Here is a 15,813-nt window from a genome sequence, read left to right as displayed (position 1 = left end):
GCAACGGCTTCAAGGTAGCCGCTATGTGGCTGGCTAAGGTTGCGATTTGACCAAAATATCGAGTTGAACCGCAATCATAAAAAACCCTGGCCTCGTCCCAGGGTTTTCGCTTCAAGGATATGAGCGAGGCCGCCGCTCCCCTCGCCAGCGGGCTTCGATCGCCCGTTCACGGCAGAGTGGCGGTCAGGCCATCTTTGCCATTATCTTGGCCATATCCGCGGCGTCGAACGCTCTCAATGTCTGGGTTCTGATGTTGCCTAGCGATGCGATCGACAAGGCTAGTGCGGTCGCAGCAATGTCGTCGTCGGCTTCTGCAATCGCCACGACATCATGCTGGCCAAGCGTCCACAACAAGGTGTGAACCTTGATGCCGTTCTTGCTGGCCATCGCCTTGAAGGCCTCCGCGCGCTTCTGGGTATCCTTTATGCTCCTGATACCTTGATCTGTGAAATTTGAGAGCAATACGTAGTAAGCCATTTTTTCCTCCCATTGTGGGAGCGGGCGGGCACTCACGGCGCGTCCGCCGTCTCCCGCAACGACGATACCACGAGTCAGGTGCGCGAGCCACTTGCGTCAAGGATCATCGCCGTCAGGCTGGCCCACCGACGGAGAAAAGCTGCAAGCTCCCGGGAAGCCCGGCAAGTTCCGTATCGCCGCGCTCTTCAAACATCAGGCCGGAGCCGACCACGAGATCACGAACCGTCCGCGAGGCAATGATCTCGCCTGGCCGCGCATGATCGAGCAGCCGCGATGACAGCTCGATCGCCATCCCGGTGAAATCATCGCCGCGCTCCTCGCATTCGCCGGTATGGACTGCCGAGCGGACATCGAGACCGGATTGCTTCAGGCGTTGACGGATCGCGATCGCGCACTGGATCGATCGCGTCGGGCCTTGGAACACGGCGACAAATCCGCTTGCCGTGCGTCTGATCCGCCTGCCTTCGGCGCCGAGCAGATCGCTACGGATCTCTTCGGCGTGTCGCTCAATCAGATCCGTGCCCGAACCAGAGGAAGGGCCTTCTATCTCTACGGACAGCACCGACACCAGGAGCCGCTTGCCCGGCACCGCCGGCAAAGCGCCGGTGACAAAAGCCTGGATCTCGTCCACGAGGCGATCGGAATTCTCCCCCCAGATCACGTGGTCCCGGCCGGCAAGCTCGATGTATCGGGCACCTTCGATATGCGTTGCCAGGTAGCGTCCTTCTTCCCGCTTTACCCAGCGGTCGCCCGTCGTCTGAGCGATGAGCGTCGGAACGTGAATGGCCGGCAGAATGTCGCGAACGTCGATTTCGGTTCCCCAGCGCCAGAGCGCTATGGCGTCGGCGGGAGAGGCTGAATTCCTGAGGTAGGCGGCGAACCATTCTCTCTCGAAACTGTCGTTCATCAGGCTGGGCGCGGCGTTGCTCATGTCCGCCGGCTCTCCCCACTCTCTCTCGACGACTGTTAGATCTTGTTCCACCTGCTCGCTTGTTCTCGCCCAGGGATAATCCTTCGACCATCTGCCGCTGGCATAGGCTCCGTTGAGCACGAGCGCCGCCGTGCGCTCGGGATAGGTCGCCGCGAACAACATGCACATGGGGCCGCCCTCGGAGCTGCCGAAGAGAACCGTGCGCTTCGAGCCGACCGCATCCAGCACTGCCCGCACGTCCTCCATCCGCTCTTCCATCGTCGGCAGACCGACATTGCGGTCGGACAGCCCCGTGCCGCGCTTATCCATACGGATCAGGCGGCAGAAGCTGCCGAGGCGCCGGAGCACATGCGCCAGCCGCGGCGACGACCAGGAAAGGTCGAGGTTGGAGACCCATCCGGGCACATAAATCAGGTCGATCGGCCCGTCGCCGGTCACCTGATAAGCGATGTTGATCCCTGCCGACTTGACGTAGTGCGTCGGCGGGCTGATGGGCTGGCCAGAGAAATCCGGACGCCTATCGGCTTGGGATCGCGTCTGTTGCGAAGGTGAAACTCCGGGCGCTGGAAAAGCCGAGTCCGGTGTGATGCGGCGCCCCCGAAGGTCGTCATACAGCTTTCGGGTTTCGGGCTCGGGCCGCAAGTCGAGCTGTCGCTGCAGGGCATCGCGGCAGCGCTCATATTGCTTCAGGGCGAGGTTGACGCGACCCTGGGCTGCATAGGCCCGCATCAAGGCGCGGTGAATGTCTTCCCGCAGGGGTTCAAAAGCCAGCAAGCGCGTAGCCGCCCGCACGCATGATGCAAGATCGCTTGTCGCGGAATGGTGTGCGACGAGCTTCTCCAGCACAGCTATGGAGATTGCCCTCAATCGCTCGCGCTCGAACCTCAACCAGTCTTCGAACGGCTCCTCCTTGAGATCGAAGCCGTCGAGGAGGTCGCCACGATAGACAGCAAGCGCCTGCTCGAGCTGCTCGGGGGCGGAGCCAGCAGCCAGCGCCTCGAACCGCGCGACATCGAAATCGAGATCGTCGAGATTGAGGCTGATGGTGTCGCCCTCGGTGAGGAACCTCCCGCCCCCTGATGCGTGAGTGGCCTTCCTGACGGCAGACAAGGCCTGCCGCAGGTTCGTCCGGGCCTGGGACTCGCTGTTGCAGCCCCACAGAAGGGAAGCGAGTTTCTCGCGCGATTGCGAGCGTCCGGACTGGAGGGCCAGGTAAGCTATCATGGCACGCGCCTTGCGGCCGAGGAGCGGAACCGTCGCTGCATCGCTGGCAAAATCGAAACCACCAAGCAGACAGAGATGAGGGTGCGTCATCGAATCCGCCACAGCCATAGCTCCCGCCGGCGATCATTTCCCCTACCTGCCCCTATTTCAATCGCGATTTTGCCGGCGTGACGCTTTTCACGAATTCATCACGCTGGTTCCAACGCATTTCTCACGGGCGGCGGAGGAGATTGCCCGGACGAGGCAGCCCTTGTCTCAGGAGGAGGATGCTATGCTGCACCCGAACGAGTGGCCCATCTGGCATGATGATGCCGGGCAGAACCCGCGGCTGTGGAATGCGGTTGCGCCGCAACGCCACGAAATTGCACTCGCGCGCTATCTTGAGAAGCAGCGGGCTGGCCGAGAATCAATGGTCCGCTCGTTCGATCTCCGGACCGCGACGATCCGCGCATGTGTGCTGATAGCCGATGCCGGGAGGGATTTTCTCAAGCGCTTGGTCGCTCCCGTCGGAGCGCCGAGAACTCACCGTCGCTAACCGGGTCAGCATCATTCAGCGGTCCAGAGATCCCACGCCGGAGTTGCGCAACAACGCACTCATGATGATGAGCAGCGCCTGGCAATGCCTTCAGAGCCGTCCTATGCCCAGGCCCCAAGGCGTGTTCGCAGCCCCTGTCCTGCACCCCATAAAGGGCCGACGGTCCTTGGGGATCACAAGCCTGGTGGACAGCGGCCCTCTCGATTTCCGTCTTGTGACGTCATTTGTAACGTCAGAATGGACGGAACGCGTAGCACGCCAATGGCTTCAGCGATTTCAACGGGATGGACTGGTGCTGCGAGAGAGGATTGAAGTCCCTCCAACGTCACACCCAGCGTTGAAAACATAGAGCTTTTCAGGGCCGACACTTCGATTTCCGTAGCACGGGACCATAGCAGGTGCAACCTCAAGCCTGACTCTGAAGCCTTGGCCGGAGTACAGGGGTATGAGCGTCGTTCCCCCGATGGTTCGTCCACAAGGTCCGCAATGCCAAGCTGGCCGGCTGCTCGGAGTTTGACGAGTGGACTTCAACCTGGGTACTTGGCCATAACAACAGCCTTGAGGTTGCACTAGGAGCCGGTCGGAGGCGGAGGGGATGCTGTGGAAATTAGACGCCTGGGTGAGCGGTTTGAGGCGCTATGCGGCGAATTGTTCGTCGCTATCGGGTACGAGATTGAGACGCAGTGGTCCCCAGTTGGATCGCGGTCGCGGAGTGCGGACATACACGCAAGCAGGCAGGAGGAGAGCCTTGTAGTCGATACCAAGGTGGTGCCCGCAAACCCGCCCAGCCTTCGTGAGTTGCGAGACGTTGTGGCACGGTCCAAAGCAATCCTCTCAATTGTCGATTCATCGAGCACGCATCTCGTGGTGGTTAGCTGTATCGTCGAACCCGCTCACCGCGAGTGGCTGGAGAGAGACTTTAAGATCGACATATGGGACCGCGAGCAGATTGACTTAGAATTAAGAAGGCTCCGAGGGAAACGCGTTCGACTGACTAATCGTTTTAAACAGTTCTTCGATGAATTGGCCGGCGTAGAGGAGATTGGCGAAGCCGCTCGGGGGCTTTCAGAAAGGTCGATACAGTCCGGCTCGGTGGGCAGTCCTGGCTTCTCCGAACCGACTGGCGATTATCTCGAATTTGGCGAGGCTGGGCTCGGCTTCTCTGAAGAAGGTCCGCTTGAGGGGGATGCCTTACGAGACAAGCTTCGGGGCACCCGTGCGGGACGGGACGACGCTAAGGCATACGAGGCGCTCGTAGAGGAAATCGTGACCTACTTGTTTGGTGATTACCTGGTCGATCCCCGTGCCCAGAGCCGCACCGAGGACGGGCTCGATATCCTGGACCTTGTTTACCGGGTGCGGGCTGGCCATCCTTTCTGGGACACGCTCACAAGAGACTTTCGGACCAGGGCCATCATATTCGAGTGTAAGAACTATTCCGATGGCATCACCCCAAGCCAAATTTACTCGACAGAACGCTATGTGAACGCTGCGGCTTTGCGGTCGGTTTGTTTCCTTGTCAGCCGCACCGTGCCACATGAAAATGCGGAGTTGGCTGCGTTCGGGGCGATGCGGGAGGGTGGGAAGCTGTTCGTGCTTTTACACGATACGCACTTGGAACAGATGTTGGCGATTCGCCAGGCCCAACGCCAGCTTCAGGCCAAGGAAGGTTCGCCAGTGCGTGACTTCGCCAATGATCCTTCGGAGATACTGGACCAAGCGATATATGACTTCCTTACCCGCATGGGGCGCTAGACCGGACCAGCAAAAAAGGTCGGTCATGCGAACGCTCAAATTTACATGGCAGCGGACGGACTTCCCCCCCTTGGGGTAGGCCCTTAGCGCCTCAGCCTCGCGCTTTCTAATTTATCGCGTAATAGTCTTTTCGATCGACGCTAACGATGTCCAGGCCGCGCAGTTTACATCTGTAAGTAGCCGCCCACTGCGTAACTCCAGCGAACCCATCACTCGCTCCCTCCACTACAAACTCGATATCCGCTAGTGGGTCTGTACGGATGGTAGCGATATTAAATGCCACGGCATCGTATGGGACCTCTCCGTCCATCACCCTACTTGGACGCCCCATCTTCATTCCAAACCCCAAAGCGAGTTCACCAAATCGCTTCAAGTCATCTGGACCGTAGGCTGGAAAGAAATAAGGGAACAGCTTATCCCGGCTGGATACCTCCGACCCTATATTTGCCTGACATCCTTCGACGATACCCCTTAGTGTCTCGTTGCTGGCAGATGCCCTTTTCTTTGCCATGACTTTATTTTCCTCAGCAATCGCTGCTTGCTCCGCCAGATCAGCTACGACTCGTCGCTTCTCCGCTTCCACGGACGCCGCATGGGCTCGCTCGGCTTCGGCTTTTCGATGCTGAGGCCCAGGCCATATGAGAAATCCACCCAAGATGACCGCAACGGAAGACAGGCCGACCACAAGGAATAGCCTTTCCTTGATCGCCGCTAGGGCCTTATCAGCATTTGCCATTTCGTTCCCACCGCAGCATTTGGGTAATGTTCACCGCCAGGTACATTGCTAGGCCAGCTATACCAAGCTCAATTGACGCGACTAGCCTATTTAATACCGGCGTCGCTGCGCAATTCTAATCGAGCGAGGAGTTAGCGTTTCCCGGATAGCTGTGAGGGTGGCTCACGCGAGCCCTTCAATCTACCTGACAGCGGGCGAATTTCCCCCCGTGCCACCCCTGGCCGATGCCGATTTGGTGTCAGGTCACAACATGCCGTTGAAAGCGGGCTCTGCCGGAGCGTACCGGGCGTGAATCTAGGGCACGGGCCATGAAACCACAACAAATATAATGGCTTGGTCAATAGTATCATAAGGGCTTGCCTCAGTGAGTCGACCAGAACGAGTGATTTTGAGTCTCATACGAATATCGATTGACTTTTTGATACGAAAGGATCACATCCTCTTTAGGTCTAATGATCCGAAAAGGGAGGACACCGAAATGGAGTACGAAATACGCGTCCAGATGCTCAAGCGTGAGGAAGACCTTAACCCCATGCCCTCCCTTGAGCTCGAAGCCGACTGGGAGGATGCGGAAATTGATCCCATCAAGCTTCAGCTGATCGGCAGTGACCTGAAGCTTTTCACAGACGGCAGCTACGTCTTTTTCGATGACGTGCTGTTCGAGCTGCTCGACGTATTGAGGGCAATCGGCGCCGAATATGAAAGGATCGACAATCTGGTAGGCGACGAAGACGAAGGGCATCTGCAGCTAGTCGCAGATTTTCGCACTTTCGTCGTCAACGCTTTGAGCCATCTTCCGCCCCATAAGCTGACGTTTGAAATCGACCCTCAATGGACGAAGTTTATCAAGCAGTGGTCGCGCGTTTCCCCGCAGCATGAGTGAGGGGCGGGCGGCCATCATGAAAGAGTTAGAGCACGTCACCTCGACCGTCACACCGAACGGACACCTCGTCGGCTACGCCCGCACCTCCACCACCGACCAGAAGGCAGGGCTTGAGGCCCAGCTCAGGGACCTCACCGGAGCGGGATGCGCGAAGGTGTTCCGCGAGGAGCTGTCCTCGGTGGCCACCAAGCGGCCGGAACTTGAGAGAGCTTTGGACTACGTGCGAGAGGGCGACACCCTCATCGTCACCAAACTCGACCGGCTGGCCCGCTCAGTGGCCGACCTCGTGGGGATCACCGCGAAGCTCCGATCCAAGTGCGTGGCCCTCCGTATCCTCTCCATGAACCTGGACACCGGAACCCCAACGGGCAAGCTCATGGTGAACCTGCTGGGCTCTATTGCGGAGTTCGAGCGGGAGCTAATGCTGGAGCGGCAGCTTGAGGGGATCGCCAAGGCGAAGGCAGAGGGGAAGTACAAGGGCCGGGCTCCCACGGCGCGGCGCATGGCCCCCGAGGTCATCAGGCTGAAGGCTGCGGGGAAGACCGCCGACGCCATCGCCCAAGAGCTGGGCATCGGGAGGGCGAGCGTCTTCCGCATCCTGAGGGCAGCCTAGCGACATTGGCGGACGGTGGCCCAGACACTCGATAACTGTGCGCGTGACAACACTACGAACCTGCACAGTTTATACTTGTTGATCGGCGACTCGTTATGGCCATACTGGGCGGCGCAACTCAAATCGGAGACTGCGCATGACCCTCCTGACACCCGCCCGCCTGCCGTCCCTCCCCGCATCCGCTGATGCATTCGCGGACCCTGACATCGCCATCAACTTCGCCCTAGACTGCCTTGAGCATTTCGAGGTGGGTTCGTTCCTGGCCGACCGAAGGGCTGGGAGGGCCCTCACGGGCTGGCTGTCGCACATCACCTCGGTTCGCGATGAGGTCCGCTCTTACTACGGCCCCAGCGCCGGTGCCCATCCGCCTCACCCGTAACGACGCCAGGCCTTCCCAGAGCCGGCCCCGAAGCAGAGTGTGAGTTTGTGATGTCGAGTCAGATAATCCGTAGGTATCTCGAAGCCAATCGCCGCATGATGGCCGAGGCCAAGGATATGCCCATAGGTATCTCAGTGGCGTTCCTCGGGGCCGCCATTTGGGGCTTCGACCCGCGAGACCCGAACGACCCGCTGACGCTGGAGGACCTCGCCGACCGATTGGGTTTCTCGCCAACCACCATCTCGCAGCACTTGCGGTATCTGGGCCACGGTTACCGCGAGGGCACACCCGGCCTAGGGCTGGTCGGGACGGTGCGGAACCCAGACAACGGGAGGAAGAAGATATTCTACCTGACGCCACGCGGACGGGGACTCCTCTCGCAAGTTGAGTTCATCCTGGAAGCTGGCGCGTAGCCGGTGCGCCAATCCGCTCGGCCCGTGGCGAGGGAGAGACCTACTTGATGAAGCGAGGAGCCACGTGGGTTCCCGACCGATAGCCCTCCTACTTGATATGCGGCCGGCCGGACCCAGTGTGCAATTCCCACCCACTTGAAGAGAGGCGTAGCCAAGGCCGACCCGTGCGGCGCGACGACGATGAATTGGGCTTGTACTTGAAGAGGAATTAGCAGCCCGACCAATAGCCCACCTACTTGATAAGCGGCCAGCCAGCGCGGTTTGCAATTTGGGGTCTACTTGAAGTGCGGCATGGCCGTACCCCTGTCATCCGATGGGCTGCGCTGGCGCTTCAATCGAGGAATGAATGCCCGCCTCCGAGAGATCGTATCGGTGGACCATTCCAGCCGCAGCGGGCCGAGCCATATGGTCAGGCCACATGCCGCATCCAGCCGTCATCAGGCCTTTTGGGGCCGCCCAACCATCTCACCAGCGCCCGACCCAATGGAGCCCCACCACGGGCCGTGCGGTCATGCGCCAAGATTCCTCACTCCTAACAACCTAGTCGGCAGCAGCGCCGATCCCCACCATTCACCCGCCCAGCCGGAGCCTCGATGGCCCCCCGCTCGGCCGCAACCCATCGAAAGACACGAAGCATGGACACCACGACCGCATTCGCACCAGCCGACGACGAGCAGGCCCGCATCCGCAGGGCATTCGAGAGGGTCTCCGCCAAGCTGGAGGCACGGAGGCAGGCCGATCCCAACAACCCGGCAGGCGACCAGGCCTTCCGCGACCGCATAGCCCTCCAGCAGCAAGAAGGACCTGATGGGGCCGGGGTGATCGAGAGGACCGCCAGAGCCGCGTCCATCGGAGCCTCCAAGGCGCTGTTCGAGACCAAGGACTTCCTAGTCGGTGAGCCCAAGGAGACCGACAAGGCGGACATCCGGCAGAGCTTCGAGGCCCAGGGCCGGGCGCTGGCCAACGAGAGCATCGGCTACGGGCTGACCGAAGGTGTCTCGCAGCTCACTGTCGGTCTCATCGGGGCCGGCAAGCTCCTGGCCCCACTCAAGGCCTACACTGAAGGCAGCGCCATCCTGAAGACTGGCTACGAGATCGCCAAGGGTGCCATCGCCGGCTACACCGTCCTCGATCCCCATGAGGACCGCCTGTCGAACCTGGTCGAAGAGTTCCCTGACCTCCAGAACCCCGTGACCAACTACCTGGCGGCTGACCCCGACGACACCGCTGCCGAGGGCCGCTTCAAGAATGCCCTGGAGTCCATCGGTGCGGACCTGACCCTGGTCGGCGCTGTGCGCGTCATCAAATATCTCCGCAATAGCGACAAAGCGGCGGCGGCGAAGGAGATCGCCAAGCTGGAGAAGTCCCGACTGGCCAATGCCAATGAGTACGGCCTACCTGATGCGCCCTCGGTCGGCGGCGAAGTGCGGGCTTCCGAGGTGAACTTCAACCCCGAGGAAGAGATACGCCCAGGGATATGGAAAGAGACCCCCAAGCCCGGCGAAGCACCCCGTGAGGTAGGAGCCATCGGAGGGCCTAGCCCGGCCAAAACCGAGGGGGTTCCAACTGGTCCTGCCGAAGACACCATGGAGCAGCTCGGCACCAAGCCTCCGATCAACCCGAAGACCGGCCAGCCCCTCCTCCCGACTGAGAAAGTCCCGCTCAAGGCCGTCCCCACCCAGGAGATACCTGGCGACGACATCGCGAAGATACTGAGGGACACCCAGGCGGATGCCAAAGCGGTCGAGACGTACGGCTCCAAGGCGCTGGCCCAGGAAGCTGGCCACGACTTTGGCAAGAGGATTCCCCTGCCCTGGCAAAAGCTTCACATCACTGGCAACGTGGAGTCCCTCATCCAGCGGTCGGCGAAGGTCCTGGAGGACCGCTTCAATGTCGCCAAGGGCGGCAAGGTTCTGACGGACGAGCATATGCGGTCTCTCGCGAACGAGCTGGGCCTCCAGTTCAATGAGGACCCGGCGCTCATCCTCGGGCAGCTCGCTGAGGCCGGTGATAAGGCTAAGCTCCTCGCTCCGCAGATGGAGGCCGCGCTCCGCCTCGGCAACCGCATGTTCAATGACGCTGACGACCTGGCCAACAGGATTGCCAACGGCAACCTCCACGAGTTCGGCGGCAACGTCCAGCTCGCCACCCAGGAGTTCATGGCGCGGCTCGGGGTCTCGTTCGACACGATGGCCTCGGCCAACTCCATGCTTGCAAACTCGGGGCGCACCTTGCGCTTCGCACGCTCCCAATTCCGTTTCAGGCCGGCCGACATCGCGCGGCTCAAAGGCATGGACCCCGAGCAGGTCATCATGGTGATGCGCAAGGCCGGTGGAGACCCCAAGAAGGTCGCCATGCTCCTCAACGAGAACTGGCGCAAACGGGTCCTGGACGAAGCCACTTGGCACCTAACAAACGGCCTCCTCTGGATGTGGCCAACCCACATGGTCAACCTAACGACCAACGCCTTCATGCTTGCTGCGCGGCCCATCGAGAAGACCTTCGGGTCGGCGGCCCTCCGTCTCATCACCAAGGACCCAGGGAAGAGGGCGGAGCTGTCCTCGCTCACAAGGCAGGGACTCCGCGAGTACCACTACACCATCGCCTCCCTGGCGGACGGCTGGTCCAATGCGGTCGAAGCCTTCAGGCGGGGTGACTCCATCCTCAACCCCCAGAACACGGAGTTCTTCGACGGCAGCGTGACGGGCCCCCAGACGCAACCGCTTCAATGGAAGCCCTGGAACTCCGTCTGGGACGTGGCGCACAACGCCTGGCAGTCGGCTAACTACCGTACCCTCGTGGGCTTGCCTACGCGGACGCTGGGCGGTGCCGACGAGTTCTTCAAGACGCTCCGCTACAGGGCCGTGGTGCAGTCCAAAGCTGCCACCGACGCGGCGGGCCTCGGGCTGACCGGCCGGGACCTCAAGGACTACGTGCAGAAGGCCATGGACAAGGCCCTCGACCCGGCAACCGGCAGGGCTCTCGACGCCAACGCGGTGCGGGAAGCCCAGATGACGACCTTCCAGCAGGACCTCAACTACGAGACCCTTCCCGGATTTGCGCTAGGGCGGGCCGTACAAAGTGCTCGCCGGACAGCCCCGATCCTGGCCCTAGTGCTACCCTTCGTGAAGACCCCCATCAACGTCATCCGGTATGGAATGAAGCTCACGCCGGGACTGAATGTCCTCCAGACGGAGTTCCGGAACGCACTCTTTGGAAAGACCGGGATGGAGGCCCAAGCTCAGGCTATTGGTCAGATGGCCATGGGGTCTATGTTCATGGGCCTCGCGGCTCATTTGGCGGCCAACGACTCTCTAACCGGCAGTGGCCCTGACAACTACGTGCTGAAGCAGGAGCTTCTCTCCACCGGATGGAAGCCTTATTCGGTCACCTGGATGGGGGCGGACGGCAAGCGGCGATACTTCCAGCTCGGAAGGTTCGACCCCGCCGCCACCGTAATGGGCCTCGTGGCCGACATCGTGACCCTCCAGAAGAAGAATCCCGACCAGGATAGATCGGATCTGATTATGGCGGTTGCCGTGGCGGTGGCCAAGAACCTGGGCGAGAAGACGTTCCTCCTCAACCTCAACAATTCGCTGAAGGCGGCCCTCGACCCCGAGACGGAGCTTCCTAAGTTCTTGGGGCGCACGGCGGGCTCTATGCTCCCTATGTCCTCCTTGATGCGTGGTGCCAATCCCGACCCGTACCTCCGTGAGGCGCGGACCTTCGTGGACAACGCCATCAGGGGCGTACCTGGGCTTTCCGAGACGCTCCCTCTCACCATGGATGTATGGGGCGATCCCATCGAGCGCCACGTTGGCCTCATGGACTCCCAGGACGCGGACATCGTGGAGGCCGAGCACAACCGCATCATGCTCCAGACGGACCATGGCATCGGCAAGCCGGGGACGGACCTTCAGGGCGTGGACCTTCGGGAGATCACCCTCACGCAAGGCAAGCAGGCCGGCAAGAACGCCTACCAGCGTCTCCAGGAGCTGTCAGGGCACATCCCAGGGCAGAAGAACCTCAAGGAGGTCCTCGCCGGCCTGATCAAATCGGAGCCATACCAGGACCTCCCCGATGGTGACTCCGACGTGAAGGGCACCAGGCTCAACAAACTCGGGGAGATCGTCCAGCGCTACCGCGAGGCCGCCAAGAAGGTGTTCCTCCAGGAGAACGTAGAGCTGCAACCCATAATCGGGAAGCGGCAGATGGAAGCTCGCGGAGCCGTCACGGCAAACAGAAAGGCCAGGACGGACGGGCAACCTGGCGCCAAGGCGCTGCTGGAGGCTCTCACCAACGGGCGGGCGCAACAATGAGCCGCGCCATCCAACTCGACCCACAAGGACGTAACGACATGACAGCTTCAAAGTACGGGTTCGCTCCCGGAGAACTCAACTCGCCGCATGCCATCTCCGCAGCGGTTGCCGCCTGGCACGAACCCCAGACGCAGGTTACAGCGGTGGGAAGTTTCCCGCTTGGCACCTACGGAGTCGTCTGGGCGGGGCAAGGCAGGGAAGGCATCCTGTGGGGTGCTGGGCACACTACCTCAGGGGTCCCGATGCTCGCCTTGGGCATTCGACGCCTGTTGGCCATGGTGCCAGCCGACTTGGAAGTCTTCGTGCAAGCCCATGCCGAGTTGGGGGCGTACATTGGGCCAAGAGGCCACATCCGGGCGGCTATGCGGCGAGAGGGCGAGACCTCGTCCGGCAAGCCTTTCGCCGGCTATGAAGTCCTCCGGGAGATTGCCCTTCGCCAAGACGAAGGAGGCTGGACGTATCGACCTGTCGCGAGGCCGCTCACACTCCATCGGCTGAGGCTAGCTACCGGAATCGCGCACGGAGAGGCCCGTCAGGCCGGTCTCGCGTACCAACGATCCACTACCCCGTCATTTGGCGACCTGACGCGGGGGTCTGTCGAGACATGCGAAATTCCGCGGCCTTTCACCATCGCCGTAGAGGGGCCATGACCTCAGAAGCGGAGCTGAACGAAGCCGAAGAAGAGCGGACCCCAGGCCGCGATATCCACCACGACCCTTGGCTGACTCCCGCATGTCCGGTTCTCCAGGCCCTCGCCACTACCGTCTTTGAGGACATCGAACATAACTCCCCCTCGCCACAGCGCCAGCGTCGGGACGCAACGCAGCGTCGCAGGGCAATCACCGGGAACCTCATCGCCAGCCTCGCCCTCCTGGTGCTCCATCACCCAGCCGGCACCCGCTTGGCCGTCTCAGCGAGGAACGACCAAGCGACCCGCTACGACCGCCCTCGGTTCCCCCGCGAGGTGGTCACGAAGCTAATCGGCAGCATGGAGGCATCGGGTTTCGTCACCCGGCAGCGCGGCGGGCGAGGCGGTCAGCGGTCCACCATCGAGCCGACTCCACGCTTCCGCAGTATGATGGTGGACCTAGAGCTAGCCCCGAGGCCGATTGGTCGGGAGGCGGGGGCAGAGACCATCGTTCTCAAGGCCTCCACCGGGAGGGGCCGCAGCAAGCTCCTCCTGGACTACGCCGACACGCCCGAAACGGTCGCTATGCGGGCGGACATGACGGCCATCAATGCGTTCCTCAACGAGGCCGACATCCGACTAGACGGCAGCCCGCCTCCTCCCCCCGTCCTCCTCACCCGCCGCTTCCAGATCGAGCACCAAGACGCCCCCCATACGTTCGACCAACACGGGCGACTCTACGGCGGCTTTTGGATGAACCTTCCGAAGACTCAACGGCATCTCCTTAGGGTCGATGGCGAAGAGGTGGCGGACCTCGACTTCACCGCCATGTTCCCGCAATTGGCTTACCTCCAGGCCGGCCAGACCCTGCCTCAGGGCGACCCGTACAGCGGCATTGGGGGCCTACCGCGTGCAGCGGCCAAGATGGGTCTTTCCGCGCTGCTCTGCCGCCGTGGGACCATGCGCCGGCTGCCTAGCGAGGTCCGGGAGGCCGCAGGCAACGAGTGGAACGCCGAGCGGCTCAGCGGGGCTCTGGCGGAACGTCACCCGGCCATCGCCTCCATGTTCGGCACCGGGCTTGGCCTCAGGCTCATGTTGACCGAGAGCCGCATCCTGGTCGCGACGCTGCGCACCCTGATGGAACAAGGCGTCCCGGCATTGCCGATGCATGACGGAATCATGGTGCCGGCCTCGAAGGAGAAGGAGGCTAGGGAGGCCATGGATTCGGTGGCAGTAACGATTGTTGGGGTGGTGCTGCCTGTGACCAGGAAGGGGTTCGAGGCCTTCGACTTTAGACGTCTGGGGCGATGAATTGTCCCCGGATTGAAGGCGTGTCGGAATCATTCGTGTGATTAAATATCTTCTTCGCCGGATCATATTCGAAGCGGCTATGGACCTGCCCATCCAGTTGGATTAGCTCCAGGCGGTTGCGCACGATCCGCCATGCATGCTCGTTCTTGTTATTGCCTTCGACGATCATGCCGTTGTCGTGAAATCGTATCCGCTTTGATCGGTTGGGCGGATTGAAGAACAGACGGTAAGCTTGACCTAAGAGTAGGGACCGGATGTCGCCTGCTACAGCCGGTTTCTGGTCGCTGGGCGGAACTACCGCCTTCTTAATTCGATTGCAGGCCGGTCCTAATGCAGCCACCAGGTTGCCGTCCCCACGACTGTCATCGTAGTCGGCAGTTGTCACCCCGAGGAGGTCGGTGGGGAAATGGAGCGTCCTTTGCGACCGGGGTTTTATTATGAAGCACTTGTCTCTCCCGATCCGGCCTACAAATAGCCCTAACTCAAACAGCACGTTGTCCCGCACTGCGTCTCGTTGCTCCCCGTTCTTCACTAAGGTGTCATCGCCCCTGAAAATAAACGCAGCCGCGTCAAAGCGATCAAGGGCCTCATAAAGGGCCTCGATACTAGTCTTGCTCAGTTCGAAAATGCCCTGGGACCAAACGGTAACTTCGAGGTTGTGCTCAAGGTTCTCTTGTGCTGCGTAGGCGGCGTCCAATCCTTCGACCGATGACCCGATAAATAGGCGCTTCTTCACTGGTTGCTCCCCCTCCAGTTCGCAATGTCCCAAATCAGTCTGACATAAACCGGAGCCGGAGGTAATGCGTATCGATATTTCTAGTCCGTTCATTTGGCGACTCCAGGCCGAAAGTATGCCGCCTCAAACCTCATGTTGCGTTTTAGCGACCTCACCAGCATAAGGCCCGACTGTTGGCGTCAATTGCTCTGTCCACAGAATAGGCATCTTGAACCACCTTGAGGTGTCGAGACAGATCGATTGGACCAACTGCGTGACATAAACAGCCCAGACGCACTAGGCCGCCAGAGGCGGCAGTTGACAAACTTCCGGTACATTTCGTGTGCCGTGGGCCTACCGAACGGTGATTGCTTTGTGGCTGCAAAGCTGAGAGCCTACTGCTCAGTTTTGCCGGAGGGGTTGGGGATGGGACTAATGGGTCTGCGGCTGGCTGCGGCCAGTGCCGTTTTGGTGCTCCAGGTATTGGCTGGGCCGGCCTTCGCCGAAACCGTGGACGTAAAGTATCGCGGCCCCGTGGACCTGGCCAAATTCGAATGCACCGGGGAGCTAGACAGCAGCGTCGTCAAGCGGGTCTGCTACAACGCCGAGCACTCCTACATGCTCATTCGCCTCAAGCAGGTCTGGTATCACTACTGCGAGATTGACCAAGGCACAGTGTCGGCGCTGCTGGCAGCAGGGTCCAAAGGCAGTTTCTACAACGACAACATCAAGGATGCGGCTACTGGCGGCAAGTTCGGTTGTAGGGACAAGCCGGTGCCGGAGTTCTAGTGACGAGCTTCGCGGAACCCAGCCCGGTTCGACGTGAAGGACCCCGAGACAGGCATCAAAAAGAACTACTGGTTTGCCATCAACGAGGACCGCCCGTTGTTCTTC

12 protein-coding genes are annotated in these 15,813 nt (G+C 60.9%); 8 read left to right on the top strand and 4 right to left on the bottom strand.

Annotation, left to right across the window (positions count from 1 at the left end; translation table 11 throughout):
- Window positions 1-183 precede the first annotated feature (183 nt).
- Window positions 184-477 (bottom strand): GYD domain-containing protein, encoded by a 294-nt coding sequence (locus AC1D08_RS22665; protein WP_095088629.1) that lies wholly within the window; start codon window positions 475-477, stop codon window positions 184-186.
- 112 nt (window positions 478-589) lie between these two features.
- Window positions 590-2,734: an alpha/beta fold hydrolase gene (locus AC1D08_RS22660; protein WP_477424083.1), complete on the bottom strand. Its 2,145-nt coding sequence runs from the start codon at window positions 2,732-2,734 to the stop codon at window positions 590-592.
- Between the two features lie 1,243 nt (window positions 2,735-3,977).
- On the opposite strand from AC1D08_RS22660, the gene AC1D08_RS22655 reads away from it, so the two are divergent.
- On the top strand, window positions 3,978-4,922 hold the full coding sequence (locus AC1D08_RS22655) for a hypothetical protein (protein ID WP_477424082.1): 945 nt from the start codon (window positions 3,978-3,980) through the stop codon (window positions 4,920-4,922).
- 106 nt (window positions 4,923-5,028) lie between these two features.
- Here AC1D08_RS22655 and AC1D08_RS22650 read toward each other — a convergent pair whose 3' ends face one another.
- The gene (locus AC1D08_RS22650) at window positions 5,029-5,658 is read right to left on the bottom strand and encodes a hypothetical protein (RefSeq protein WP_477424080.1); all 630 of its coding nucleotides are present in this window, start codon (window positions 5,656-5,658) and stop codon (window positions 5,029-5,031) included.
- Between the two features lie 478 nt (window positions 5,659-6,136).
- Between AC1D08_RS22650 and AC1D08_RS22645 the strand changes: the two genes are divergently transcribed.
- The 6 genes from AC1D08_RS22645 (at window position 6,137) to AC1D08_RS22620 (ending at window position 14,204) form a co-directional block, all read left to right on the top strand.
- The gene (locus tag AC1D08_RS22645) at window positions 6,137-6,541 is read left to right on the top strand and encodes a hypothetical protein (RefSeq protein WP_477424078.1); all 405 of its coding nucleotides are present in this window, start codon (window positions 6,137-6,139) and stop codon (window positions 6,539-6,541) included.
- Window positions 6,542-6,557: 16 nt separating this feature from the next.
- Window positions 6,558-7,154 (top strand): recombinase family protein, encoded by a 597-nt coding sequence (locus tag AC1D08_RS22640; protein WP_457153129.1) that lies wholly within the window; start codon window positions 6,558-6,560, stop codon window positions 7,152-7,154.
- A gap of 136 nt (window positions 7,155-7,290) precedes the next feature.
- Complete coding sequence (locus AC1D08_RS22635) at window positions 7,291-7,533, top strand: hypothetical protein (protein WP_457153130.1); 243 nt, start codon at window positions 7,291-7,293, stop codon at window positions 7,531-7,533.
- A gap of 50 nt (window positions 7,534-7,583) precedes the next feature.
- Window positions 7,584-7,946 carry a hypothetical protein gene (locus tag AC1D08_RS22630; RefSeq protein ID WP_457153131.1) on the top strand — a complete coding sequence of 121 codons (363 nt, stop codon included), beginning with the start codon at window positions 7,584-7,586 and terminating at the stop codon, window positions 7,944-7,946.
- A 635-nt stretch (window positions 7,947-8,581) separates the two neighbouring features.
- Window positions 8,582-12,265, top strand: coding sequence for a hypothetical protein (locus AC1D08_RS22625; RefSeq protein ID WP_457153132.1), 3,684 nt, complete (start codon window positions 8,582-8,584; stop codon window positions 12,263-12,265).
- Window positions 12,266-12,911: 646 nt separating this feature from the next.
- The gene (locus AC1D08_RS22620; RefSeq protein WP_457153133.1) at window positions 12,912-14,204 is read left to right on the top strand and encodes a hypothetical protein; all 1,293 of its coding nucleotides are present in this window, start codon (window positions 12,912-12,914) and stop codon (window positions 14,202-14,204) included.
- On the opposite strand, the gene AC1D08_RS22615 is transcribed toward AC1D08_RS22620, so the two are convergent.
- On the bottom strand, window positions 14,185-15,033 hold the full coding sequence (locus tag AC1D08_RS22615) for a TIR domain-containing protein (protein ID WP_477424075.1): 849 nt from the start codon (window positions 15,031-15,033) through the stop codon (window positions 14,185-14,187). The genes AC1D08_RS22620 and AC1D08_RS22615 overlap by 20 nt on opposite strands.
- A gap of 321 nt (window positions 15,034-15,354) precedes the next feature.
- On the opposite strand from AC1D08_RS22615, the gene AC1D08_RS22610 reads away from it, so the two are divergent.
- Window positions 15,355-15,708 (top strand): KTSC domain-containing protein, encoded by a 354-nt coding sequence (locus AC1D08_RS22610; protein ID WP_477424074.1) that lies wholly within the window; start codon window positions 15,355-15,357, stop codon window positions 15,706-15,708.
- Window positions 15,709-15,813: the final 105 nt, after the last annotated feature.

Source organism: Mesorhizobium sp. P2_E6 (assembly GCF_056403835.1).
This window is presented reverse-complemented; position numbering and strand designations above follow the sequence as displayed.